Source organism: Falsirhodobacter sp. 20TX0035, from assembly GCF_028307215.1.
Taxonomy (GTDB): domain Bacteria; phylum Pseudomonadota; class Alphaproteobacteria; order Rhodobacterales; family Rhodobacteraceae; genus Falsirhodobacter.
Genome location: NZ_JAQMHV010000011.1, coordinates 74,598 through 95,913, shown reverse-complemented (window position 1 = coordinate 95,913; position 21,316 = coordinate 74,598). Strand labels below are relative to the sequence as shown.

The 21,316-nt window shown below is 61.3% G+C and carries 31 protein-coding genes, 1 tRNA gene and 1 pseudogene; 21 read left to right on the top strand and 12 right to left on the bottom strand.

Features of this window, described 5'->3' with window-relative positions; translation table 11 throughout:
* Positions 1-75 precede the first annotated feature (75 nt).
* Together PIJ50_RS12465 and PIJ50_RS12460 are read right to left on the bottom strand one after the other, a co-directional pair.
* On the bottom strand, positions 76-723 hold the full coding sequence (locus PIJ50_RS12465; protein ID WP_271975721.1) for a hypothetical protein: 648 nt from the start codon (positions 721-723) through the stop codon (positions 76-78).
* A complete protein-coding gene (locus tag PIJ50_RS12460; RefSeq protein WP_271975719.1) occupies positions 720-986 on the bottom strand; it encodes a hypothetical protein in 267 nt (88 codons plus the stop codon). Before PIJ50_RS12460 ends, PIJ50_RS12465 begins: the two co-directional genes overlap by 4 nt.
* A gap of 148 nt (positions 987-1,134) precedes the next feature.
* Here PIJ50_RS12460 and PIJ50_RS12455 point away from each other — a divergent pair, with 148 nt between their 5' ends.
* Positions 1,135-2,064, top strand: a complete 930-nt coding sequence (locus tag PIJ50_RS12455) for a tellurite resistance TerB family protein (protein WP_271975718.1) — start codon at positions 1,135-1,137, stop codon at positions 2,062-2,064.
* 5 nt (positions 2,065-2,069) lie between these two features.
* Here the strand turns inward: PIJ50_RS12455 and PIJ50_RS12450 are convergent, their stop codons facing one another.
* Positions 2,070-2,486 (bottom strand): hypothetical protein, encoded by a 417-nt coding sequence (locus PIJ50_RS12450; RefSeq protein ID WP_271975716.1) that lies wholly within the window; start codon positions 2,484-2,486, stop codon positions 2,070-2,072.
* 172 nt (positions 2,487-2,658) lie between these two features.
* Positions 2,659-2,886 (bottom strand): helix-turn-helix domain-containing protein, encoded by a 228-nt coding sequence (locus PIJ50_RS12445; protein ID WP_271975715.1) that lies wholly within the window; start codon positions 2,884-2,886, stop codon positions 2,659-2,661.
* 93 nt (positions 2,887-2,979) lie between these two features.
* Here PIJ50_RS12445 and PIJ50_RS12440 point away from each other — a divergent pair, with 93 nt between their 5' ends.
* The 11 genes from PIJ50_RS12440 to PIJ50_RS12390 all read left to right on the top strand — a co-directional run bounded on the left by PIJ50_RS12440 (position 2,980) and on the right by PIJ50_RS12390 (position 10,746).
* Complete coding sequence (locus PIJ50_RS12440; RefSeq protein WP_271975713.1) at positions 2,980-3,279, top strand: helix-turn-helix domain-containing protein; 300 nt, start codon at positions 2,980-2,982, stop codon at positions 3,277-3,279.
* Positions 3,280-3,533: 254 nt separating this feature from the next.
* On the top strand, positions 3,534-3,752 hold the full coding sequence (locus PIJ50_RS12435) for a hypothetical protein (protein ID WP_271975711.1): 219 nt from the start codon (positions 3,534-3,536) through the stop codon (positions 3,750-3,752).
* A 59-nt stretch (positions 3,753-3,811) separates the two neighbouring features.
* Complete coding sequence (locus PIJ50_RS12430) at positions 3,812-4,087, top strand: DUF2312 domain-containing protein (RefSeq protein ID WP_334212729.1); 276 nt, start codon at positions 3,812-3,814, stop codon at positions 4,085-4,087.
* The gene (locus PIJ50_RS12425; protein ID WP_271975707.1) at positions 4,087-4,347 is read left to right on the top strand and encodes a hypothetical protein; all 261 of its coding nucleotides are present in this window, start codon (positions 4,087-4,089) and stop codon (positions 4,345-4,347) included. The genes PIJ50_RS12430 and PIJ50_RS12425 overlap by 1 nt, the downstream gene beginning before the upstream one ends.
* 118 nt (positions 4,348-4,465) lie before the next feature.
* Positions 4,466-5,125: a hypothetical protein gene (locus tag PIJ50_RS12420; protein WP_271975705.1), complete on the top strand. Its 660-nt coding sequence runs from the start codon at positions 4,466-4,468 to the stop codon at positions 5,123-5,125.
* The gene (locus PIJ50_RS12415; RefSeq protein ID WP_271975703.1) at positions 5,122-5,397 is read left to right on the top strand and encodes a pyocin activator PrtN family protein; all 276 of its coding nucleotides are present in this window, start codon (positions 5,122-5,124) and stop codon (positions 5,395-5,397) included. Before PIJ50_RS12420 ends, PIJ50_RS12415 begins: the two co-directional genes overlap by 4 nt.
* Before the next feature lie 161 nt (positions 5,398-5,558).
* Positions 5,559-6,722 carry a hypothetical protein gene (locus PIJ50_RS12410; RefSeq protein ID WP_271975701.1) on the top strand — a complete coding sequence of 388 codons (1,164 nt, stop codon included), beginning with the start codon at positions 5,559-5,561 and terminating at the stop codon, positions 6,720-6,722.
* Entirely contained in the window at positions 6,704-7,759 is a 1,056-nt protein-coding gene (locus PIJ50_RS12405; protein ID WP_271975700.1) for a hypothetical protein, read from the top strand. The genes PIJ50_RS12410 and PIJ50_RS12405 overlap by 19 nt, the downstream gene beginning before the upstream one ends.
* Before the next feature lie 253 nt (positions 7,760-8,012).
* Positions 8,013-8,486, top strand: a complete 474-nt coding sequence (locus tag PIJ50_RS12400; RefSeq protein WP_271975698.1) for a PRC-barrel domain-containing protein — start codon at positions 8,013-8,015, stop codon at positions 8,484-8,486.
* A 500-nt stretch (positions 8,487-8,986) separates the two neighbouring features.
* On the top strand, positions 8,987-9,790 hold the full coding sequence (locus tag PIJ50_RS12395) for a glycosyltransferase (RefSeq protein ID WP_271975696.1): 804 nt from the start codon (positions 8,987-8,989) through the stop codon (positions 9,788-9,790).
* 50 nt (positions 9,791-9,840) lie between these two features.
* On the top strand, positions 9,841-10,746 hold the full coding sequence (locus PIJ50_RS12390; protein WP_271975694.1) for a glycosyltransferase family 8 protein: 906 nt from the start codon (positions 9,841-9,843) through the stop codon (positions 10,744-10,746).
* A 19-nt stretch (positions 10,747-10,765) separates the two neighbouring features.
* On the opposite strand, the gene PIJ50_RS12385 is transcribed toward PIJ50_RS12390, so the two are convergent.
* Genes PIJ50_RS12385 through PIJ50_RS12375 form a run of 3 tightly spaced genes read right to left on the bottom strand, consistent with a single transcriptional unit; the run spans position 10,766 to position 11,944 of the window.
* Positions 10,766-11,377, bottom strand: a complete 612-nt coding sequence (locus tag PIJ50_RS12385; RefSeq protein WP_271975692.1) for a methyltransferase family protein — start codon at positions 11,375-11,377, stop codon at positions 10,766-10,768.
* 7 nt (positions 11,378-11,384) lie between these two features.
* Positions 11,385-11,615: a tyrosine-protein phosphatase gene (locus PIJ50_RS12380; RefSeq protein ID WP_271975691.1), complete on the bottom strand. Its 231-nt coding sequence runs from the start codon at positions 11,613-11,615 to the stop codon at positions 11,385-11,387.
* Complete coding sequence (locus PIJ50_RS12375) at positions 11,615-11,944, bottom strand: protein-tyrosine phosphatase family protein (protein WP_271975689.1); 330 nt, start codon at positions 11,942-11,944, stop codon at positions 11,615-11,617. The genes PIJ50_RS12380 and PIJ50_RS12375 overlap by 1 nt, the downstream gene beginning before the upstream one ends.
* 105 nt (positions 11,945-12,049) lie before the next feature.
* Here PIJ50_RS12375 and PIJ50_RS12370 point away from each other — a divergent pair, with 105 nt between their 5' ends.
* Both PIJ50_RS12370 and PIJ50_RS12365 read left to right on the top strand, forming a co-directional pair.
* Positions 12,050-12,706, top strand: a complete 657-nt coding sequence (locus PIJ50_RS12370; RefSeq protein ID WP_271975687.1) for a response regulator — start codon at positions 12,050-12,052, stop codon at positions 12,704-12,706.
* Positions 12,703-13,983 (top strand): histidine kinase dimerization/phospho-acceptor domain-containing protein, encoded by a 1,281-nt coding sequence (locus PIJ50_RS12365; protein ID WP_271975685.1) that lies wholly within the window; start codon positions 12,703-12,705, stop codon positions 13,981-13,983. Before PIJ50_RS12370 ends, PIJ50_RS12365 begins: the two co-directional genes overlap by 4 nt.
* On the opposite strand, the gene PIJ50_RS12360 is transcribed toward PIJ50_RS12365, so the two are convergent.
* Positions 13,971-14,141 carry a twin-arginine translocase TatA/TatE family subunit gene (locus PIJ50_RS12360; protein ID WP_442900738.1) on the bottom strand — a complete coding sequence of 57 codons (171 nt, stop codon included), beginning with the start codon at positions 14,139-14,141 and terminating at the stop codon, positions 13,971-13,973. The two genes, PIJ50_RS12365 and PIJ50_RS12360, sit on opposite strands and share 13 nt — an antisense overlap.
* A gap of 207 nt (positions 14,142-14,348) precedes the next feature.
* On the opposite strand from PIJ50_RS12360, the gene PIJ50_RS12355 reads away from it, so the two are divergent.
* Both PIJ50_RS12355 and PIJ50_RS12350 read left to right on the top strand, forming a co-directional pair.
* Positions 14,349-16,313, top strand: coding sequence for a BCCT family transporter (locus PIJ50_RS12355; RefSeq protein ID WP_271975683.1), 1,965 nt, complete (start codon positions 14,349-14,351; stop codon positions 16,311-16,313).
* Between the two features lie 115 nt (positions 16,314-16,428).
* Positions 16,429-16,848: a PACE efflux transporter gene (locus tag PIJ50_RS12350; protein ID WP_271975682.1), complete on the top strand. Its 420-nt coding sequence runs from the start codon at positions 16,429-16,431 to the stop codon at positions 16,846-16,848.
* A gap of 207 nt (positions 16,849-17,055) precedes the next feature.
* On the opposite strand, the gene PIJ50_RS16435 is transcribed toward PIJ50_RS12350, so the two are convergent.
* The gene (locus tag PIJ50_RS16435; protein WP_442900741.1) at positions 17,056-17,370 is read right to left on the bottom strand and encodes a DUF982 domain-containing protein; all 315 of its coding nucleotides are present in this window, start codon (positions 17,368-17,370) and stop codon (positions 17,056-17,058) included.
* Positions 17,371-17,608: 238 nt separating this feature from the next.
* Between PIJ50_RS16435 and PIJ50_RS16430 the strand changes: the two genes are divergently transcribed.
* The 5 genes and pseudogenes from PIJ50_RS16430 (at position 17,609) to PIJ50_RS12330 (ending at position 20,105) form a co-directional block, all read left to right on the top strand.
* Positions 17,609-17,866, top strand: a complete 258-nt coding sequence (locus PIJ50_RS16430) for a transposase (RefSeq protein WP_442900740.1) — start codon at positions 17,609-17,611, stop codon at positions 17,864-17,866.
* A pseudogene (locus tag PIJ50_RS12345) lies at positions 17,773-18,293 on the top strand (integrase core domain-containing protein); the annotation flags it as partial. The gene PIJ50_RS16430 and the pseudogene PIJ50_RS12345, both read left to right, overlap by 94 nt.
* A gap of 125 nt (positions 18,294-18,418) precedes the next feature.
* Complete coding sequence (locus PIJ50_RS12340) at positions 18,419-18,982, top strand: thermonuclease family protein (protein WP_271975680.1); 564 nt, start codon at positions 18,419-18,421, stop codon at positions 18,980-18,982.
* Between the two features lie 169 nt (positions 18,983-19,151).
* Positions 19,152-19,424, top strand: a complete 273-nt coding sequence (locus PIJ50_RS12335; RefSeq protein WP_271975678.1) for a hypothetical protein — start codon at positions 19,152-19,154, stop codon at positions 19,422-19,424.
* Positions 19,425-19,814: 390 nt separating this feature from the next.
* A complete protein-coding gene (locus PIJ50_RS12330; RefSeq protein ID WP_271975677.1) occupies positions 19,815-20,105 on the top strand; it encodes a hypothetical protein in 291 nt (96 codons plus the stop codon).
* A 39-nt stretch (positions 20,106-20,144) separates the two neighbouring features.
* Here PIJ50_RS12330 and PIJ50_RS12325 read toward each other — a convergent pair.
* The 3 genes from PIJ50_RS12325 to PIJ50_RS12315 form a co-directional block, all read right to left on the bottom strand.
* Positions 20,145-20,221: transfer RNA gene (locus PIJ50_RS12325), tRNA-Pro, on the bottom strand.
* 44 nt (positions 20,222-20,265) lie between these two features.
* Positions 20,266-20,727: a DUF192 domain-containing protein gene (locus PIJ50_RS12320; RefSeq protein ID WP_271975675.1), complete on the bottom strand. Its 462-nt coding sequence runs from the start codon at positions 20,725-20,727 to the stop codon at positions 20,266-20,268.
* Positions 20,724-21,230, bottom strand: a complete 507-nt coding sequence (locus tag PIJ50_RS12315; protein ID WP_442900739.1) for a cold-shock protein — start codon at positions 21,228-21,230, stop codon at positions 20,724-20,726. The genes PIJ50_RS12320 and PIJ50_RS12315 overlap by 4 nt, the downstream gene beginning before the upstream one ends.
* Between the last annotated feature and the right edge of the window lie 86 nt (positions 21,231-21,316).

Sequence of the window (21,316 nt, the reverse complement as noted above, 5' to 3'; positions counted from 1 at the left end):
TATGGCCCGGAACTGTTCCAAACTGTCGAAAACTGTTCCGGAACAGTTCCATTCTGTTCCACCCACAGAAATTATCTAACGGTGCCGGCTGTTTAACCCGCTGTCGAACCACTGTTCCCGCGCCCCGTGCATCATCGCGCGTTCATAGTCGGACTTGCGGCGGTTGCCCGTGCAGTTGGCCGTCAGCCAATCGTCCAGGCGGCGGACCAGCACGTCATCGGCCACGACCGCCTTGTCGCACCCGAAGGCCACCAGAGCCTCCCGGATGCGCTTCAGCCGCGCATAGACGGCCTTTTCCTCATTGCTCTGCTGGTGACGGATGCGCCCGTCCAGCGCCTCCAGCGCGAACTCGGTCACGACGCGATGCGCCAGCCGCCGTTCGCCCTCGCAATTCACCAGATACCACCCGTGCAGGGGCGACATGGCGCGGTTGCGCAGATCCTTCCAGCGGGCAAGGTCGAGGTGCAGCAGCTTGGCCAGCAGTTCGTCATCGTCCGGAAGGGTGCCCACCGGCCGCTGCTTCTGCGACAGCATGATCAGGTTCAGAAAGAACCAACCCGTTTCCGGCTGCATCTTCAGATAGGTGTCGCTGTTCAGCCAGCGATCGTGATTGAACATGACGAACCGATGCCCGTTCATGTTCGCGTCTTTGGTGATGGGGTATTCTTCCAGCGCGCCGACATCGACAAGCTGAACCCCGCTGCTGCGGGCTACGGCGTTCATGCCTTCACCCCTTCCACGGCCGCGCGAAGATCCGCAAGGAACGCCTCGGCCTTCGGCCCCGGCGCGGTGCGCAGGACCACCACGTCGCCCTCGATCGCTTCCGACCGGGCAAGGTAGTCGTCAGGCTGCGCGGACAGGCGCATGTCGCGGTGGAAGGCGGTGATCCGCTGCGGTCCATCCGGCAGGCGGCGGGCCAGCTGCTCCATCTCGTTCGCGGCCGACAGCCACGCGCTTTGGTCACATTGAAAAGTGGCACGGGACATCAGCGCACCGCCTGCCGCTTGGCGCTCACCGCCGCATCCGCTGCCAACAAGGAATACATGGCCAAGGTCAAGCGAATGCCCTCCTATCTTCGAAGTTGCGGGAATCATCGTGCAAGGCCACGGTCTTTGAAGAAGAAAGGGACTTGTGATGGTTAAACTGCTGGACTGGATATTCGCCCGCGCGGCCCACCCGGACATCGACTTCCGGAAGCTCGACACCAATGGATCGGTGACGCTGACGGTGACCTTGACGGCCGAGGATCTTAAAGACCTTGATGAAGAGGATCTGGATTTCGAAGATCATGACGACTTTGCGCCAGAGATGCCCCTCCCGCAGAAGGTTCCAGCGGGCCGCCAATTGGAGAACCTCTTCTGCTACATCGAATACCGCGATGCGAAGCGCAATCTTACCCGCCGCCCCATCACGATGCTGACCCTGAAGGGAGAAGGGGCTGATGTCGGCATCTTCGCCGTCTGCCACCTGCGCAAAAGCACGCGCTTGTTCCGTTGCGACCGGATCGAGAACGTCATCACGTCTGATGGAGAGATCACTGAAGGCCGTGCCTTTCTGCGCGACATACTGAATGTAGATATTGCCCCCGCACCCATTTTGGACGCTGCAGTTGCACTTCCGACCTTCCGCAGTCAGATCATGTCGCCGTTGACCGTTCTGGTTGCCGCAGCCAAGGCCGATGGCGACTACGACATCCACGAGATCGACAGCATTGTCTCTTATGCTGAGCGCGAGGCAATGCGCCTTCACATGGCGGGCTTGGTGTCCGACGACATGACGATCGAGGCGTCGGACGCACTTTGCACTGCGGTCCGAAACATGCGGCCCCAAGCGCGATCGCTTGAACGCCACATCATGAACGTGCTCACGCTGCCAGAGGATGCAAGACGACGCTTCAAAAAGGCGCTCGAAGCCGTCATCGTGGCCGATGGGCATATTCATGACCGCGAGACGGAGTTCTGGGTGGACTTTGATGCCTTGGCGCAGAAAGCGGGACATGACCCGATGGAAGCATGGGACGTCATCCAAAGCGCCGCCCGGCGCGCCGCAGAAAGCAGGGCTTAAGGCAGTCACCGCTGCCCCTCCAGTGCGTCTTCGGCATCCTCAATAGCCTCACGAACGTCAGCAAGCTCCTTCAACGCCTTTGCGCGTTTCTCGGGGCTGCTAGCATCGATAAGAGCCGCGACCAGTTCGCCGCTCTCGACAGCAATTCGCATGGCGGCTGCCTCGCGCGTGATCGCGCGCTGTGGGTCATCATCCAAAGACACAAGCCAGTCCGTGACCGGCGCCCGTCCTGCGGCCTCCTGCAACACGATCATGTCCATGATCGTCCAGTCCGCGTGTCCGTTCTTCTTCTGCGACAGCGTTCCGGCGGAATAAGGACGGTTTAGCCGTGCCTCCATCAGAGCCGCGACGGCAACGGGACCGCCAAGCTGGGCCATCAGTCCGTTCATGTGCGCTTTGACGGTAAGACGTTCATCGGTCACGACAAAACCTCATTTTCTGGCGGAAACGTTCGCGATGCTGCACATCGTGCATCGTAACGAGTGAAAGGGTTTACGAGTGGGCGGGAGGAGGTTATGGCGAGGCAGCCTCCCGCGTTCGTAAGAAATGCAGAAGGACCAGACGGCCGTGATGACGCAGACGCAGGACCACAGCTCATGCGGCGTCCCCCTGAGTGATCATGTTGCGGTGGCTTTCCGGCACCCACATTTCCACGGTGATGAGGCGGGCCGTCTCGCGCTGGATTGCTACTGCGAGTTCAAGGCCGGGTCTTTTGGACCCCTTCAGGATCTCGGAGAGGTAGCTCGGCGAACAGCCGATCAGGGCAGCGAACGCGCGCTGCGAGAGGCCGTTTTCGTCAAGGTAACGAGAAAGCTCGATCATGCGGCATTGATCGCAAATAGCGAACTACGCGTCAAGGACGATGTTCGCCATTTGCGACGTGCCTTCACAATGAGCGGACAGTATTAAGATTGCATGCGCTTGAAACTCAAAGAGCTACGCGAACGGAACGGCTGGACGCAGGACCAGGTCGCCAGTCGCGCCGGCATGAGCAAGAGCTTCTACAGTGAGATTGAAAGCGGAAAGAAAGCGGCCAACAGTAGACGGCTCCAAAAGTTCGCTGAGGTATTCCAAGTCTCGACCTTTGAACTCATCGACGACGCCTCGGTAGATGCTGAATTGTTCGATCATCTTCAAGTTTTACAGGGCTTGACGGATCAGGATCGGGCGGCAGTAATCCGTCACGCCCTCGGTCTCGCAGCAGACAAAGACTGATTTCCACCCTCACAACGACCTGCTTGCGCTGCTTAGGCGTGCTGCGGAGCAGCAACGCCAACAGCTTGGCACTCTCATCGTCGTCGATTCGCATAGGGTCTCCAGTGTTCCCTTTTGGTTCTAACACTGCTCCGCCGTATCGATCCACACCTTAGACGCGTAATCGCTGTTATTCGCAAATAGCGATTTGTCTTGTTGACACACAGTTCGCCATTTGCGAATTGTCCTCCATCGTATCCCCGATGGAGGCACCCATGCACTACATCCCCGACCAGCCTATCTCCGCCGTCACGACCCTGCGCGCGCCGCAGGTCCGCCGCCAGGTGGAAGGCGCGGCCCGCAACGCCATGATCGCCGTGCTGCTGATCTGCTGCGCCATCCTCCTCTACTTCATCCTGCACATTGGCGCGGGCATCCTGACCGACAAGACCGCGGCCACCGTGCAGCAGTCGATCGAGCGGGCGGCGATGTAATGGACGGCAGCACCATGTTTCCCGACGATGAACCGCCCCGCCCCGCCGGCCGCATCCCGATGCGCGAGACGGAGGCCGACAAGAAGGTCGCGCAGGACGTCTACAACGTCACAGCCGACGAACTGCGCCAGTTCATCGAACGCTTCGAGCAGCTGGAAAGCGAAAAGAAGGACGTGAACGAACAGCAGAAGGAATTGATGGCCGAGGCCAAGGGCCGTGGCTACGACACCAAGGTGATGAAGAAGGTCATCGCCCTGCGCCGCCGCAAGCCCGACGACATCGCCGAAGAGGAGGCGATTATGGACCTGTATAAAGCCGCATTGGGGATGCAGTGATGGCACCGGTCTACGTCAAACACGCCCGCCAACTGGTCGCCGTGGCTCAAGGCTTCGAACCGAACCCGGCCGACACCGTGAAGCTGCTGACCGACGCACTGGCCCACGCCATGCATCAGGCATCCACCTCACCCGATGACGCCATCGCCCACCTGCGCGACAGCTTCGAGACGATCGAGGCGGCCAAGGCACAAGCCCGCCACGCAAGCAGCGACCCCTACACCTTCAGCAGCACCGCCAGCACAGGAGGGTCATTCTGATGCCTCGTAATCTGATATCGCACATCCCTCAGTTTCCCTCCGGCTTTTGGATCGTGGGCGGCATGGCCATCAGTCCCATCTTCTACGTAGCTGCTGGCCTCTGCTGGTGGGTGTTCGCATGACGCCAATGCGCATCCTGATCGGCTGCGAAACGAGCGGCACCATGCGCCGCGCTTTCGCTGCGCGCGGGCACGACGTGTGGTCCTGCGACCTCCTGCCGGCCGACGACGGCAGCAACCGCCACATCATGGGCGACGTGCGCGATCATCTGGACCGGGACTGGGACATGATCGTCGTGGCGCATCCGCCCTGCACCCGCCTGTGCAACAGCGGGGTGCGGTGGCTGTCCGCTGCGCCCCGTGGCCGAACGCTGGAGGAGATGTGGGCCGAGCTGGAGGCGGGCGCGGATCTGTTCGCCGCCTGCTGGCGCGCCAAGGCCCCGCGTGTGGCAATCGAGAACCCGATCATGCACAAGCACGCAAAGGCCCTCATGCCGGCCGACCTACCCCGCCCGCAGATCGTCCAGCCCTGGTGGTTCGGGGAGCCCTACTTCAAGGCCACCGGCTTCTACCTGCGCGGCCTGCCGCAGCTGGTCGCGGCCAACCGCCTGACCCCGCCCCGCAAGGCCGAGGATCCGGCCCGCCACGCCGCCTGGTCGAAGATCCACCGCGCCAGTCCTGGCCCCGACCGCTGGAAGCTGCGCAGCGCCACCTTCCCCGGCGTGGCCGCCGCCTGCGCCGAACAGTGGTCACCTATGGTTGAGGAGATGGCCGCATGACCGCAGAACCACGGATCAGCACGATCTGGCTGTTGATGGCACAGTACGCCGGCAGACCGATTATTCCGATCGAGCAGGTGGCCGGCGACCACTTCCGGATGACCGTGCCCAAGCTTCTGGAGAAGATCAGCCGGGGTGAAATCGTGCTACCTGTTGTCCGCATGTCCGACTCGCAGAAGGCAGCGAAGGGTGTGCACCTCTCAGACATGGCCGACTACATCGATCTTCAAGCTGAGAAAGCACGGAAAGAAGCACGTCAGCTTAGCCGTTGACGCCGGTTGAACATCCGATGGGAGCGGCTGGATGTGGGATGAAGCGGCCATACGGACGAGCTTAACATATCTGCCCCAATGTAAGAAAGCTATACTCCTGAGCTTGCTTTGCGCTCGGTTTTCCAAGAAACATAAGGCATCCGTTTCAAAAGGCCGATGTCATGAACCACCTGTTCGATACTCGCACTGAGTGCTACTCACTCATGAGCACAATGACTATCGGAGATTACATCAGCCTGATCAAGGATGCACATGCTTCCAAAGGCGGCATCAAAGGCCAGCGCGACGCCTTGAAAACGACCAGCGCGAAGCGAATACGGGACCGTATGGTGTCCGATATTCGGCGTGGGGCAGTTCTCCCACCGGTGGTTCTGGGTGCGGTTGTTACTCAGGAAAGATTCCATGACCTTAGCGCGCGTATCGACAGCGCAAAAATATCAGAGGTGATGAGCGAAGATGAATTAGAGCAAGCGTCGATAATTGACGGCATGCAGAGAACAACCGCTCTTATGGAGGCGGTTGATATTGATATTGAAGTTGCGCGCCGTTCGATGCGAGTCGAGTTTTGGATAGCACAAAAGGTCGACAACCTCATCTATCGAATGCTTGTGCTAAACACTGGGCAGGTTCCGTGGACGTTATCAAGGCAGCTATCTGTAGTTTACTCCCCCCTACTAGCCGATATCCAAAAGAATGTTCATGGGCTGGGTCGGATATTCACACCAGATGACCCTGGCCGCAGGATTCAATCAGGTGAGTTTGGCGCTGAGGCCATAGTTGAGCTCTATATTGCGTTTTCACTTCGGAAAACTTCCGTTGATACCAAAGAGGCGCTTTCAGACGAGTTTTCGAGGCTCGACTTCGTCGACAACTTGTCCGATGCACATTTTCAAGAGCTGTTCTATGAAACGTTGTCCGCAATGGTAGCACTGGATAAATCGTTCTCGCGCTTTGATTCCGGAAAGAAGAGTAAGTTCAGCAAGGGCAGGAACATTTTTGACAGTCAGCCCGCCCGGATTGGCCTTATTGTAGCACTCGGGCAATACATCATTGGTCGTCCCGCAATGGAGCGAGAACATGATGTAAAGCTACAGCGCATCAAAGAAATGACACGTCAAGTGAGGGAACTTTGCCACAAACTTGATTCTCTGCAGGTCGAAGAAGTGGGGCACTTTCTTAAGCTTGACGTTCTATCCGAAGTGCTCGACAAGCGCGTTGGGCAAGTCGGCCGGTATGAACGCTCCGTATTTTTCGAGGCCTTTTCAGTTCTGATTCAAGAAGATTTCTCCGTGCCGTCTATGGAGCCGTGCTGGCGGGCCAACTGATGCCGAGGAATATGATTGCTGCGAACGTCGTCATCTTTGAACTGTTAGATGTGGCAGTATCCAGCGGTGGTTCCAAGATTCCGAATAGCGGATCGAAGCGTTGGATCAGCACCACACCGTCAGAAAGAGGATTTTTGCGAGATGCGCGCCTCGTGCATCTGATGAAGATTGGTGCGAAGCGATTGATATTGAACTTTGAGTATCAACAGCATTCGTATTTTGCCACTATCGGTTTTTCAGGTATTTTTGAAACAAAATACTTCGAAGAATTGCAAGTTAACTCATCCCACCTAACTGCTATCCTCTCGGAGGCAAACATTCCTCCATCAGCAAGTCCGCTAGAGATTATAGAAAATATTGGTGGACACGACAAAGACAGTGACCCTGATTACAACGGTCATGACGCTAAACTTTTATTTGATCTATATCCTAAAATTAAAGTGTTTAGAAGTGCGAATGGCATTGTTGCTGATTTCTGGCAGGCTTATTTTATAATATGCCTAGAAGAAACTATAGCCACAGGATCATGGATAAGTCAAAATCTGTTCGAATCTCTCACAACAATGTCCGAGTTAGACTCGACGAGAATTCCTTACTCAGTTCTTTGCAGGTCGATTTTCGATCATGATCAGAGCAGTCTATTTCTGGCGATGTATAGGTGCATCGAAGCTCTTTACTCCTATACGGCAACAATATCTCTGATGGCAAGTCTTGGCATCAAATCAAATTGGAAAACGGTTTCGAAACAACTGGAATTGGACCTCAAGTGGCATCCGCGGGAGGATGCTGCACTCCAAGGTTTATTCAAGAAGGTTGGACGCAAGGAGATCGACGATATCAGTTCTGCGATTTTTGTAGAGGCAGAGCCCAAAGACACATATGTGGCAAGAGTTGCGCGGGCAGTATACGACCTGCGAAATAAGACCGTCCATTATCGTCCAGTCCACCAAGAAGCAGATATCCAAGATATTGACTGGGGTAAACTTTGCTCCGCTATGAGTTGTGTCATTCTGGACGTATATAATGAATCCCTTTGAATTCCTTTCTCACATAAAATATCGAATATGATCTTCTTAAAGAGATATTTATCTTCACTTTGCGGGTGAACCGCTGAACGACTGCTATGGGGCTTTCGCGTGTCTGCCGGGCTGCTGGCCTGAAGACGGTAGCCAAGGGTCAAGCTTGGGGATCTAGGGCTGCGGGCTCCTTAAGTGCAGCATGGAACCATAGCTAAAACAGCGTGTTGTCTCTGCGACCGGCTTACGTCGGCTTAAGCTTTAGGAGACACCAATGATCAAACTGCTCGCATCCACCGCCGTTGTCGCCATGCTCGCGTCCCCCGTTGTTGCCCAAACTGCAACGCAACCGGCCGCAACAACGACCGCGACGTCCGACGCATCGGCGATGGGCTACAACTACACGTCCATGACCGGTGACAAGTCGGCTGAAACGTTCATCGGCAAGCGCCTGTATGTGTCAGAAACCGATGTCGACGCCAACGCCGAGATGACCGAGGTCGATCAGGAATGGGATGATGTCGGTGAGATCAGCGATCTGGTCATCGGCGAAGATGGGCAGGTGAAGGCTGTGCTGACGGACATCGGCGGCTTCCTAGGCATGGGAGAAAAGACGGTCGCAGTGTCGATGGATGATCTGGCGGTCATCAAGGACGGGGACTCCCCGAATGATTACTTCACCGTTCTGAAGTCCGACCGCGCGTCGCTCGAAAACGCACCCGAGTTCGAATGGCCTGAAGCTCAGTAATCCGTTATCACGCTCTTGATGAGGCGCGGCACCCGCCGCGCCTTTTTCATATGATCAGGCAGAGGCTGGCATCTTCGGTGGCAGAAGTCACTGAAATAGGGCCTGACAGGGCGGCCCGTACCACAAAAATCATACAAGCCCGAGCCGACCAGCAATAAGATCATGATTTTTTTAGACTAAGAGTCTTTGGCTGGGCCAATCGATCATCGGTGCAACGGCCAGCTTCGGCATCGGGTGGGAGAGGGTGTCTTCAACGCGCATTGGCGGATGGCCTTCCATGACAGCGCTAACTGCTTTGGCTTCTTCGGGCAGATCGTCATAAAGCAGAGGAGCGTCAAGGTCCACCGGGACCGAAGCGCCTTCGGGTGTGGCGCAGGCTGCGCAGGAAGGCGCTGACAGGCGGGCCCTGCTGTCCGCGTCGCGATATACGGGTGGTGAGGGGCCCTGTTCTTCGATATCGTGCCGCAAGTCATGGAACTGGAAGGCCGATGTTTCGAAAGTTGAAGGCGCGCGTCCGTTTTGCACGCGCGAATCTCGAGCTCTCCCTCCGGCGTCCAAGGCCCCGCGCTCACCGGCTGAACACCCCGCTGGTGGTGTCGGTGGCGAGCTATCCGCCCCGCTATGCCAATCTGGCACGCACGCTGAAAAGCCTGCTTCGCCAGACCGTTCGTCCCGACGCCACCATCCTGTGCGTGGATGAGGGGGACCGTGCCCAGCTCCCTTCCGATGTGCTGGCCCTGCAGGCAGAGGGGCTGACGATCCGGTCGGGCGAAGGGATACGCTCCTACAACAAGATCATCCCCGCGTTGCGTGCCTTTCCTGACAGTACGATCGTGACGGCGGATGACGATGTCCATTATCCGGCGGACTGGCTGGAAGGCCTTGTAGGGGTGAAGGAGGCCGAAGCGGAGGCGCGCGTCGTGTGCCATCGCGCCCACCGGGTGACGCTGGGCCCGGACGGAACACCTCTGCCCTATCGCCAGTGGCACTGGAACATCGACGGCCCCGACGCTGGCCCCCTGATTGTCCCCACCGGCGTCATGGGCGTGCTCTATGCACCCGGAGCCTTTCATCCCGACGTGACACGATCCGACCTGTTCATGAAGCTGTGCCCGAACACCGACGACATCTGGCTTTACTGGATGTTCCGGATGGGCGGCGAGCAAGCCCGCAAGACGCCCTCAATGATCCCGATCTACACCTGGCCCGGGTCGCAAGTCACCAACCTGCGTCGCAACAACGTTCGGGGCAACGGGAATGACCACGCGATTGCCGCTTTGGTGTCCCATTACGGATTTCCTTGACCGTCACGAACATGTCATGACGGATGCCGAGGGTCGGAGAAATCGAATCCATGCGTGAGCAGAATATCCGGATCGCCTACGGCACCGACATGGGACTGATCGGGCCGACCGCGCTGTCGCTCGACTCGGCGATCCGCTGCACGCCCGGGCTGTCGGATGTCGACATCCTGAGCGTGTCGCTCGACCACAAGGCGACCGACCTGCTTCGCCGCATCGCGGCCAACGGGAACGTCTCGCTGCACATCCACCCGATGAGGGACGAGCATTTCGAGAGTGCGCGTCATAAAGGCAAGCATGTTCCGAAGGCGGCGCTGGCCCGGATGTTCTTGCCGAGACTCGTCGACGGACGCGTGCTCTACATCGACGGGGACACCTTGGTGCGCCGCGATCTGGCGCCGGTCTTCGGCACGCCTCTAAACGGAAACCTTATCGGTGCGGTCCGGGATTTCGGTTGTTCCGAAGCGTTGAGCCGCATCAGGCGAGGCAAGTCCTGGTCCTACAAAGGGGCCACCAAGGACGCCATCGAGACGGTTGTCGCGCCATATGACGCGGATAGCTACATAAATTCCGGCGTGATCCTCATGGATTGCGCCGCCATCCGCGATGAGGATGGTCTGGCCGAGACCATGGTGCAGTTCGAGCGCGCGGCGGCCTTCCGGACCGTGGATCAGGACTTTTCCAACGCGCTGTTCAAGGGGCGCATCCAGCACCTGAACCCCGCTTGGAACGCATCCTGGGGGCGTAGTGAACGGCACCGATCGTGGATCCGGCAGATGGGCCACGAAGGTCCGGAAACCTTCCGGGAAAAGGACGGCATCCTGCACTTCCACGGCCCGTTCAAACCGTGGAAGGCGCTGCCCCGCAACCGCTGGAAGCGCAATCCGCTGGCCGTGGGGGCCTACAAGCTCGCCCTCTGGTCGTTCCGGCGGCGATACCCCGACGTCGCCTTCGACTGACGGTCGGGGGCACGCCCCTTCAGGGCATCAGGAACGACGGCAGCACATGCGCGGCGTGCAGCCAGTTCGTCATCTCGGCCAGCGGGATCAGACCCAGAAACACCAGCGCGTCGGCCGTGTTACGCGCCAGGGTGCCGGTGTCGAAAGTGACAGCGACGGGCGTGCGGAACTGGCCAAGGGCGGGCAGCATCCGCGGAACGCGGCGGGCGTAATTGTCGTATTGTGCGCCGAAGCTGTGGCGCAGAAAGCCTTCTTCCCGCGCGGCGGTCAGGGACAGGATCGTGAATACGATGCCGCCGAACAGTGCCGTCAGGATCAGGCTGCCCAGCATCAGCCCGAACCCGACCGCCCCGGCGGTCGAAAAAAGATAAAGCGGATGCCGACACAGCGAATAGGGTCCGTCCTGCATCACCGTCCGGTTCTTGCGCCCCCCGATGTAGAGGATGGACCAGAAGCGGCCCAGAACGGCAGCGACGACGCACAGGATGCCGGCTGTGTGCAGCAAAGTCTCGCCCAGCGCGTCCCAGGATGACGCGCTCAGCGCCAGCACGGGCAGCAGCGCCAAGGCGGACAGGCGCAACCCGGCGATGCGGATCTTCTGGTTGAAGGGTCGTTCAAAGGTGACGGTCATGCTGCCCTCATGATGAAAAGCCAAGCCAGCCTTCCAAAGCTTCCCAGCTTTGGTCCATCGGCCAGGCGGCGGTGTAGGGGATGGAGATGTGGCCGTAGCGGAACGAGATCTGGCGTTCGGCCGCGTCCTCATCATGGTTCAGGTTGGCCAGCAGCAGGGCTGAGGCGAGGCCGGTGCGGTCCGCGCCAGACATGCAGTGAATCAGCACGGGCTTGGGCGCCGCGCGCAGCAGGGCCATCAGCGGTGCCGCTTTCTCCGGCCCCAGCCGCTTGCCCGCCGACATGGTGAAGTCGTAATGCGCAAGGCCAAGATCGTGCGAGGCGGCGATCTCTTCGTCGTACCACGGCGTGCCTTCATGCGCGCCGCGCGCAGGTTGATCACGCTGCGCAGGCCCGCCCGATGGGTCCAGCGGGCCGAATCCTCGGCCGAGGGCTGGGCGGAGCGATAGGCCACCCCCTGTTCGACCGGGTGGAAGTTGCCCCGGATCTGCAGGTCGGCCAGATAGCCGCCCGGAAGGGCGAGGCATAGGAAGGCTATGGCGGAGAGGCGAAAAAGCAGGGTCTTCATGGCATCCACGAACAGGTGTTCCGCCTTGTCGTGCCCCAACCTGACACAAGCCTGAACGCTGGCGAATTTTCCCCGATCCCCTATGCTGCAGGGCGGAGGCGGCACATGCGGATCTTGCTGATTGAGGATGACAGGGGGCTCGGTTCGGCCGTGCGGGACCGGATCGGGGCGGACGGGCATGTGCCCGACTGGGCGCAGACGCTGGCCGAGGCGCGGGACTTTCTGTCCACGGTTCCTTATGACCTGCTGCTGCTGGACATGATGCTGCCGGACGGGCGGGGGCTGGATCTGCTGCGCGACATGCGGCGGGACCGGCTGGGCGTGCCCGTCATCATCCTGACGGCGCTGGACCGCATCACGGACCGGATCGACGGTCTGAACGCCGGGGCGGACGATTACCTTGTCAAACCGTTTGATCTGTCCGAACTGACGGCGCGCATCGGGGCCGTGGCGCGGCGCTATGCCGGCAACCCGAACCCCCATGTGCCCGTGGGCGGGTATCAGGTCAATCTGGCCGCCCGCCGGGTGGAGGGCCCCGAGGGCCCGGTGGATCTGGGCCAGCGCGAATGGGTCATCCTGGAAACCCTGCTTCAGGCGCGCGGCAGCGTCGTGTCGAAGTCGCGGCTGGAGGATCGCCTTTATTCCTTCGACGCCGAGGTGGAGAGCAATACGATCGAGGTCTATGTCAGCCGCCTGCGCAAGAAGCTGGGGCGCGACAGCGTGGAAACGCTGCGCGGCCTTGGCTACCGGATCGCGAAGTGACGGGGGCGCGCAGCCTGCGCCGCGATCTTGCGCTCGGCCTCGGAGCCGGGCTGACCGTGCTCTGGATCCTCGCGATGCTGGGCGCGTCCCTGATCATGCATGAAGAACTGGACGAGGTTTATGACAGCCTGATGGAGGAAACGGCCGACCGGCTGCTGCCCCTCGCCCTTGGCCGCGGCACGGAAAACCTGCCCCCGCAGGCCGAAGCGCTGCTGACCTGGGTGCTGCGCGACACCACCGGCGCCGTTCTTCTGCGGTCCGGAGAGGCGGAGGACGCGACCTTCGCCACCCCGGCCCCCGACGGGTTCAGCACGCTGGGCGATCACCGCCACTTCGTCCGCAGCCTGAACGGGCGCAGTCTGGACATCGCGAGCCCGCTGCAGGAACGGCGCGAAGCGATGCGCGGCGTGATGACGGCCCTGCTGCTGCCCGCGCTGATCCTGCTGCCACTGTGCCTTCTGGGGATCGTCTGGTTCACGAACACCCGCCTGTGCCCCGTGGCCGCCCTGTCGGCCGAGGTGGCGGGCCGTCATCCCGACGATCTGCGTCCCTTGGCCACCTCCGGCCTCCAGTCCGAGATCGTGCCCGTGCGGGACGAGATGAACCGCCTGATGGCCAGCCTGTCGCGGACGCTGGACGCCGAGCGTGCCTTTTCCGCCAACGCCGCGCACGAGTTGCGCACGCCCATCGCCGCCACGCTGGCCCATGTTCAGATGCTGCTGGCGGAAGCGCCCGACGGCCCGTTGCACGACCGCGCCCGGGTGGTGGAGGATGAGTTGAAGCGCGTGACGCGGCTGGTGGAAAAGATCCTGCAACTGGCCCGCGCCGAACACGCCGCGGTCGGCGGCGCCACGGCGGACGCGCGGGCGGTCCTGCGGCTGGTCGCGGGCGATTTCGGCCTGTATCCGGACCTGCCCGACGATCCGGTGCCCCTGCCCATCGACACCGACGCCTTCGCGATCATGGCCCGCAACCTGATCGAGAACGCGGTGACTCACGGGCAAGAGGTGGAGGTCGCCCTGTCGCCCGACAGCGTGCTGCGCGTGGCGAACGGCGGCCAGGTCGTGCCCGCCGCCGACCTTGCCCGCCTGACGCAGCGGTTCGAGCGCATGGGCACGCGCAACGCGGGCTCCGGCCTTGGCCTCGCCATCGTGGCGGCCATCGCCCGCAACGCGGGCTTCGGGCTGGAGCTTCTGTCCCCTCGCCCCGGCCGCCCTGACGGGTTCATGGCCGTCCTGCGACCGCCACAACCGGCAGCCAGTGTTCAGGCCGACTGATCGTCCTTCGGCAGCGCGGGCCGCGCGTCCGTATCGCCTTCACGGATGCCCGCCTTGAAGGCGCTCATCCCGCGGCCGACCTCGCCCATCATGCTGGCCACCTTGCCGCGACCGAACAGCAGCAGAACAACCACGCCGACGACCAGCAGATGGCTCATACTCATTGCACCGGACATCTCGAATCCCTTTCCCATGTCGCGCCAGATTACGCCCCGGGCGCTCCTTCCTCCAGAGAGGATGGCACCCTTGCGAGGTGACGCCGGGAAATGTGAATAGCCTGCAGATTGTGCATCTCTTCCCCCTCGGGTGGCCTTTTTTGTGCGTCCGACCTATAACCGCGGCAACAACAGAAGAAGGATCACGTTTTGCAAAGACTCCTGAGGGACGTCGCTCCTCTGCCGTTTTTCGGCTCCGCCATCGTGTCGCTGGGCCTGATCATCCTCGCCTGCGCCGCCCCCGAGACCGCCGCCGCCTGGTTCCAGGGCGCGAATGACTGGATCGTCCGCGAGGTGGGCTGGTACTACATGCTGGCCGTCGGCGGCTTCGTGGTGTTCCTTTTGATCCTTGCGATCAGCCCCTTGGGCAAGGTGAAGCTGGGGCCGGACGAATCCGTGCCGGATTACAGCCTCGGCACCTGGATCGCGATGCTGTTTTCCGGCGGGATGGGCATCGGCATCGTCTTCTATGGCGTGGCCGAACCCATCATGCACTTCTCTGCCCCGCCCGACGCGGCGGCGGGAACGCCGGCGGCGGCGCGGGATGCGATGGCGATCACCTTCTTCCACTGGGGCGTGCATGCCTGGGCGATCTATGCGGTCGTGGGTCTGGCGCTGGCCTATTTCGGCTTCCGCCGAAACCAGCCGCTGGTCATCCGCTCGGCCTTCCGTCCGTTGCTGGGCGACCGGGTGAACGGCTGGATGGGCGACATGATCGACATCTTCGCCGTGGTCGGCACGCTGGCGGGCCTTGCGACGTCGCTGGGTCTGGGCGTGGCGCAGCTGAACGCGACGGGCACCTACCTTCTGGGCCTGCCGCAATCGGTGAACGTGCAGCTGGTCCTGATCGTGATCGTCACGATCCTGGCCACGCTGACGGTGGCCACTGGCCTCGACAACGGCATCCGCCGGTTGTCGGAGTTCATCCTGATCCTGTCCTTCGTCCTGATGGGCCTGATCCTGATCCTGGGGCCGACGCAGTTCCTGCTGCGCGCCTTCGTGGAAAACATCGGACTCTACATCAACAGCTTCGTGTCGCGGACCTTCCACATCTACGCGTACGAGCCGACGGACTGGGTCGCCTCGTGGACGCTGTTCTACTGGGGCTGGTGGATTTCCTGGTCGCCCTTCGTGGGCCTGTTCATCGCCCGCATCTCGCGCGGGCGGACGATCCGGCAGTTCCTGCTGGGTGTGCTGTTCGCGCCGGCCGGCTTCACGGCGATCTGGTTCACCATCTTCGGCGATCTGGCCATCTGGCTGGACATGAACGTGGCCGGGGGCGACATCGCGCGCACCGTGTCCGAAAACATGCCCATCGCGCTGTTCACCGTGTTCGAATACCTGCCCGCCTCGAACGTGCTGGCCTGGCTGGCCGGGATGCTGGTGGCCATCTACTTCGTCACGGCGTCGGATGCGGGGGCGCTGGTCATCGCCATGATCACCTCGCGCCGCGACGTGGAGGAACCGGCCCTGTGGCTGCGTGTCTTCTGGGCCATCGTTTGCGGCGCCGTCGCAGGGTGCCTGCTTCTGGCCGGCGGGCTGGCCGCCGTGCAGATGGCGGCGGTCATCGCGGCCGCACCCTTGTCCGTGGTGATGCTGTTCATGTGCGTGGGCATCTGGAAGGGCCTTTCCGATGAGGTGGCGCTGACCGCCAGCGCCGCCCTGCCCAGCGCGCCCCTTGTCGTGAACGAAGGGGCGATGTGGCGCCGCCGCCTTGCGGCCATCGTCAGCCACCCGCGGCGCCAGCAGGTCGAAACCTTCCTGAACGGCCCTGTGGCGCAGGCGCTGGAAGCCGTGCAGACGGAGCTGAGCGCACGTGGCCACGCGGCCGAGGTGACGCGCGACGAAAGCGGCATCGCCCTGCGGGTGGATCTGGGCGAAACGGGCAGCGGCTTCACCTATGGCGTGCAGCCGATCAGCCAGCCGATCCCGGCCTTCGCCCTGTCCGACACGGGCGGGACCGCGCAGCCGCGCAACCGCTACTACCGCGCCGAAGTGTTCCTGGCGCAGGGAAGCCGCGGCTACGACATCTTCGGCTACTCCAAGGAGGAGATCATCGCCGACGTCGTGGCCCATTACGACCGCTTCCTGCACTTCGTGGCCCTGAAAGCCTGACGTATCGGCCCCGCGGTGGACATCCGCGGGGCCCTCCGGTATCCAACCCGGGCGAGGACGACCTCCCCCATCGGGCAGCATTCCGGGACGGCCCGGCCATCAGATGGGAAAGATCATGCGCACAACCTCCGACCGAATCCGCCACGCCCTCAGCTTCGAGGTCATCGGCCTTCTTCTTGTTATCCCGCTGGGTGCCGCCGGCTTTGGCCTGCATGCCGAGGACATGGGCGTCGTCGCCGTCGTCGCCGCCACCGTCGCAACGCTGTGGAACTTCGTCTACAACATGATCTTCGACCGGCTGATGAAGCGGTGGACGGGCAGCGTGCACAAGACCCTGCCCCTACGCGTCCTGCACACCCTGCTGTTCGAGGCGGGGCTTCTGCTTTTCACCCTGCCCTTCATCGCCCTCTACCTAGGGATCGGGTTGTGGCAGGCGCTGGTGATGGACGTGGCTTTCGTCCTGTTCTACCTTGTCTACGCCTTTGTCTTCAACTGGCTGTATGACAAGGTCTTCCCCCTGCCAAAGAACGCCTGAAAGGTCCGTGCGGCCACAGGTGAGCGGGCCCGTTCGGCAAGACCATGGACGCGCACAGCCGGTTCCTCACCCTCGCACGGATCGAGCTACGGGGCGTTAACCCTTCCGCCCTATCCTGCACGTGTTACGAGTTTTACAGACGTCAGTATCAAGGCCCGTACCTGTGGTGCGGGCCTTGCCTTGTCGAAGGCACCATGATCCGCCGGATCAGCCCATGCGCGGCGGGCGCTCTCTTCTCGGGCGTTCTGCCCTTGGACGCAGGGTGGTCCCCTTCTGCCCTGCGGCGCCCTGATCGTCGCCCCCATCCCCTGCGGGAACAAGCCCAGCGCTGATCAGGGCCGCCAGCATCGCATCCCGCGCATCCTCATGCCCCCGATCGCTTTCGAACGCCGAAAGGCAAATGCGGACCGCGTCATGATAAGCGCCCGCCCTGCGCCAGCGCCAGTGGTCCGTCAGGAAGATCAGCGCATGTCCACTCGCCCGAATGACATGGTGCACTCCGAGGACCGGGTTCTCGAACACAAGGGGAACAACCCAAAGATGCGACACATCCGCCTCCTGAGACTTTCATGCAAGTTTTATGAAATCGGTTGCACGACGATGTCCATCGTTAAACTTTGATGTCTCGGGTAACCTGTCCAAAAGCATATGAGCGTTTGTAGGAGGATGAGAGACGGGTAATACGACAAGTTACCCAGTAATCCTCCCCTTGATTAAGAGGATGCGGCAGTAGAATTTTCTCGTCGCTTGAGCCGCGGAGATTCAAACGCGGAAGACCCGATTCATCGAGCAGCAGATCATGGCGGTGCTGCGCCAGGCCGAAGGCAGCGTTGCGGTGCCGGACCTGTGCCGCAAGCATGGGATCAGCAGCGCAAGCTGTTACAAGTGGCGGCGAAGTATGCGGCATGGACGCGTCCATGATCACGGCGAAGGATCAAACGCGACAAGCCGGACATGCTCGCCGTTCCGGAAGCCCCGAACTTCGTCTGGTCGATGGGCGCCATGGAAGATCGCCTGACCGTGGTCGCCGGTTTCGGCTGCTGAACGTGCTGGACGACTTCAACCGCGAGGGCGTGGGCATCGAGGTCGATTTCTTGCTGTCCGCCGAGCGGGTTGTCCGGGCTGCTCCACAGATCATCGAATGGAGGGGCAAGCTTATAGCCATAAGGGTCAACGACCCGGAATACATCAGCGCGACGCTGACGATCTGGGCGGCAACGCAGGGGATCGCCTTGAACCATATTCAGCCCGGCAAGCCGCAGCAGAATGCCTATGTCGAGTGCTACAACAGCATCGCCCGATACGGATGACTTGACCTTTACATCTTCGAAACCATCGCGAAAGCCCAAACATCGCAACCGACTGGCTGTGGACTTACAACAACGAGCGCCCCAACATCGGCATCGGCGGGATAAACCGCCCAGAAACTGAAGATGGCTGCCTGATGTTTACTTCTGCGCTCCGTTGAAACGGGGAGGAGTACCATCGGACATCTATCAACCTGCACAACTTAAAGTAGATCATGAAGACGTTTCGTGTATCAGGTCGGCTGATCAGGGAGCGGTTTATCATGTTCAAGTTTCTTCTGCGCCTGCTCGGGCTGTCCAGCAAACCGAAGCGGCAACCTTCCTACCCTTCCGAGGAAGGCCCGTCCAATCGACCACCTCCGGGACACAAACCGCCAGGGGCTCCATCGTATCGTCTTCCGGTCCCCGCACCAGCGCCCGTGCCGTCTCACCTTCAGCCGGGACAAATCCTGAAGGGCAAGTGCCACGTCATCGATGGTGATACCATCGTCATCAAAGGCGCGCATATCCGCTTGGCGGGCATTGATGCGCCCGAGCTGAACGATCCATATGGGAAGGTCGCCAAGTTCGCGATGATCAAGCTCTGCAAAGATCAGGTTATAACGGCAACGATCAGCGAGGGCTTGACCTATGACCGCATCGTGGCGAAGTGCAGCCTTTCGGACGGCACCGATCTCTCTGCGGCACTGGTTAAACAAGGCTTGGCATTGGACTGGGCCAAATTCTCGCGAGGTGACTATCGGCATCTGGAGCCTGCCGATGTTCGAAAGAAACTCTGGCGGGTTGATGCGAAGCACAAGGGGCGCCTCAAGATGGCGGCGAAGTAAGAGTCTCCCCCTTGGATAAGAACCGGTAGACCACCGTCTCCGTCCGGTCATAGACCCGCTTGTCATCGCACTCGTGTTTGAGCGCCACATACCACTAGATCCGGCCGGGCCGCAGGTTCCGTGAGTATCACCACGCATGGCGCGGCAAGGGGCCCCATGCTTCTCGTCGTTGAAAAGCGACGTCCGCATCGGGTCCGCAGAGTATGTGGCCGCTCTGGCGGCCGCCGCGCCAGAGGGCGAGGTCTCAAAGGGCAAGTTCCGGGAGATCATCTTGGCCTACCTCGACAGCGCAGACGTCACGCTCCTCGCGCTGCACACCCAAGCCGACATCCGAAAATCGCTCCACCATCCGGCACATGCGATCGACGTGAGGTTTGGCGATGCCCCGCCCGCGCTTTCGATGAGGATCCGCGCCCAAGCGCTGGCATGCGCGACAAGATAGGGGGCAGGGTTGAGGACGACCGCGTCCGCCACCTGCAGCGGATTGTCGACTTCGCGCTCGATCGGTCGATGCTTCTGCATAACCGCCTGCAACGCATCAGGTCCGTCTACAAGTCGAATCGCGCCGAAATCTTCTGGATGTCAGCCGGGATCAAGGCGTTCGTGGCCGGCGCTCCCAAGGCTGTCGCGCGCATCCTTATTGCAGGGACAGAAACAGGCCCAAGACCCGGCGACCTTCAGGAGCTATGCCGCCAGCATATTTACAGGACGCCGCGGGGCCAATGCATCGTCATCTTCACGAAGAAGCGCCGGCGGGTGGCTTCCATCCCGGTCACGCCCCCCATGGCGGCGCTTCTGGCCGAGCTTCCAGAGACGCAGGACCGCATACTTCGTGAATCACGAAGGCGAGCCCTACCAGCACAAGAACTATCTGGGTGACGCCGTCACCACCTGGAGGGACAAGCTGAAGCTGCGGAAGGAACTGCGGCTGGACAACACCTGCGGCACGGCGGCCACGCGGCTGCTGGAACCCGGTGCCGAACTGAAGGAGATTGCGACCCACATGGCTGGTCCATCAAGCACGCGTCCGAGGTTCATCGAGCGCTACGTTGCCTTGTCGCAGGGTATGACTGACGGCCTCGCGGAGAAGCTGGAAGAGGCCGAACGGCGAACGAAGCTGTAAAATGAGGTGTAAACGCGCACCGCTCAAGGATGCCAACACTGGTCGGGGCGATAGGATTCGAACCTACGACCTACGGTACCCAAAACCGTCGCGCTACCAGGCTGCGCTACGCCCCGAACCAAGGCCGTTCCTATAACGCGCCTTCAGGAAAGGGAAGCCATCATTCGCAGGGCCAAGCCGCCAGATCCGCGTTCAGATAGGGAGAGCGCATGACGCTGCCCTCGCCGATGCCCAGCCGCCCGGCCAGACCACCATTGATCTCCAGCACGACGAGGACATCATTGCCGCCGTCGATGGGCGTGTCGTCCTTCGGGCGGGCGTTGGCGTGGACGTGGCGCACGGTGCCCGTCTGGTCCATGAAGATCATGTCCAGCGGGATCAGGGTGTTGCGCATCCAGAAGCTGGCCGGCTGCGGACGCTCATAGACGAACAGCATTCCCGCCGACGCGGCCATGTGCTCGCGGTTCATCAGGCCTTGGGCGCGTTCTGCCGCGTCATCCGCCACTTCGACGGAAAAGCGCGCGACGCCGCCGGCGTTGCGGAACTCCACCTGATCGGCGCGGCAGGCGGCCATGGCCCCTGCGGGCGCCGCCATCAGGCACAGCGCCAGCAGCCACTTCATGCGGAGGTCCGGGCGGCCGCGTCCCAGGCCAGGATCTGGACCGCCATAGGACCGCGCTTGCCGGTCACGGTCTTCAACGCCACGGCCTCCCCCGGGGCAACGCCGGCAAGGCCGGCCGCACGCAGCACGTCCACGTGCAGGAAGATGTCATCCAGACTTCCGAAGATGTTCGCGAAACCAAAACCCTTGGCGCGGTCGAACCACTTGATTCGCGCAGGCTCCATCGGCAGGGCCTCCAGCGCCTCGGCGTCCAGCGCGGGCTCGCCCTCGGCGCGGGCCACGACCGGAAGGGCCGCCTCCACCGAAAGCACCTCGATCGCCTGCACGCCGCGGTCGGTCTTCTGGATGCACACCTCGATCAGGGCACCGTCGGCAACGGTGCTTTGTCCGAAATTGCGAAGCACGTTCGCATGCAGAAGAATGTCCCGGGGAAGCGACTCTACAACAACGAAACCGAAACCACGCACAGGGTCAAACCACTTGACCCGCCCAGCCGCCACCACCGTACCGCCATTTTCCAGATCATCCAGTGTATGAGGCACAGTCGCTAAGCTCCGTCCTTTTGTTATTCTAGGTCTTTTGAAAGCAT

Coding starts and splice junctions, on each gene's coding strand:
- PIJ50_RS12455 (WP_271975718.1), top strand. CDS start 1,135: ATGGTTAAACTGCTGGACTGGATATTCGCCCGCGCGGCCCACCCGGAC.
- PIJ50_RS12415 (WP_271975703.1), top strand. CDS start 5,122: ATGACCGCAGAACCACGGATCAGCACGATCTGGCTGTTGATGGCACAG.
- PIJ50_RS12430 (WP_334212729.1), top strand. CDS start 3,812: ATGCGCGAGACGGAGGCCGACAAGAAGGTCGCGCAGGACGTCTACAAC.
- PIJ50_RS12385 (WP_271975692.1), bottom strand. CDS start 11,377: ATGACCGTCACCTTTGAACGACCCTTCAACCAGAAGATCCGCATCGCC.
- PIJ50_RS12465 (WP_271975721.1), bottom strand. CDS start 723: ATGAACGCCGTAGCCCGCAGCAGCGGGGTTCAGCTTGTCGATGTCGGC.
- PIJ50_RS12320 (WP_271975675.1), bottom strand. CDS start 20,727: ATGAAGTGGCTGCTGGCGCTGTGCCTGATGGCGGCGCCCGCAGGGGCC.
- PIJ50_RS12425 (WP_271975707.1), top strand. CDS start 4,087: ATGGCACCGGTCTACGTCAAACACGCCCGCCAACTGGTCGCCGTGGCT.
- PIJ50_RS12410 (WP_271975701.1), top strand. CDS start 5,559: ATGAACCACCTGTTCGATACTCGCACTGAGTGCTACTCACTCATGAGC.
- PIJ50_RS12340 (WP_271975680.1), top strand. CDS start 18,419: ATGTTCAAGTTTCTTCTGCGCCTGCTCGGGCTGTCCAGCAAACCGAAG.
- PIJ50_RS12400 (WP_271975698.1), top strand. CDS start 8,013: ATGATCAAACTGCTCGCATCCACCGCCGTTGTCGCCATGCTCGCGTCC.
- PIJ50_RS12390 (WP_271975694.1), top strand. CDS start 9,841: ATGCGTGAGCAGAATATCCGGATCGCCTACGGCACCGACATGGGACTG.
- PIJ50_RS12435 (WP_271975711.1), top strand. CDS start 3,534: ATGCACTACATCCCCGACCAGCCTATCTCCGCCGTCACGACCCTGCGC.
- PIJ50_RS12460 (WP_271975719.1), bottom strand. CDS start 986: ATGTCCCGTGCCACTTTTCAATGTGACCAAAGCGCGTGGCTGTCGGCC.
- PIJ50_RS12440 (WP_271975713.1), top strand. CDS start 2,980: ATGCGCTTGAAACTCAAAGAGCTACGCGAACGGAACGGCTGGACGCAG.
- PIJ50_RS12370 (WP_271975687.1), top strand. CDS start 12,050: ATGCGGATCTTGCTGATTGAGGATGACAGGGGGCTCGGTTCGGCCGTG.
- PIJ50_RS12360 (WP_442900738.1), bottom strand. CDS start 14,141: ATGAGCCATCTGCTGGTCGTCGGCGTGGTTGTTCTGCTGCTGTTCGGT.
- PIJ50_RS12350 (WP_271975682.1), top strand. CDS start 16,429: ATGCGCACAACCTCCGACCGAATCCGCCACGCCCTCAGCTTCGAGGTC.
- PIJ50_RS12420 (WP_271975705.1), top strand. CDS start 4,466: ATGACGCCAATGCGCATCCTGATCGGCTGCGAAACGAGCGGCACCATG.
- PIJ50_RS12380 (WP_271975691.1), bottom strand. CDS start 11,615: ATGGCCCTGCTGCGCGCGGCGCCCAAGCCCGTGCTGATTCACTGCATG.
- PIJ50_RS12445 (WP_271975715.1), bottom strand. CDS start 2,886: ATGATCGAGCTTTCTCGTTACCTTGACGAAAACGGCCTCTCGCAGCGC.
- PIJ50_RS12375 (WP_271975689.1), bottom strand. CDS start 11,944: ATGAAGACCCTGCTTTTTCGCCTCTCCGCCATAGCCTTCCTATGCCTC.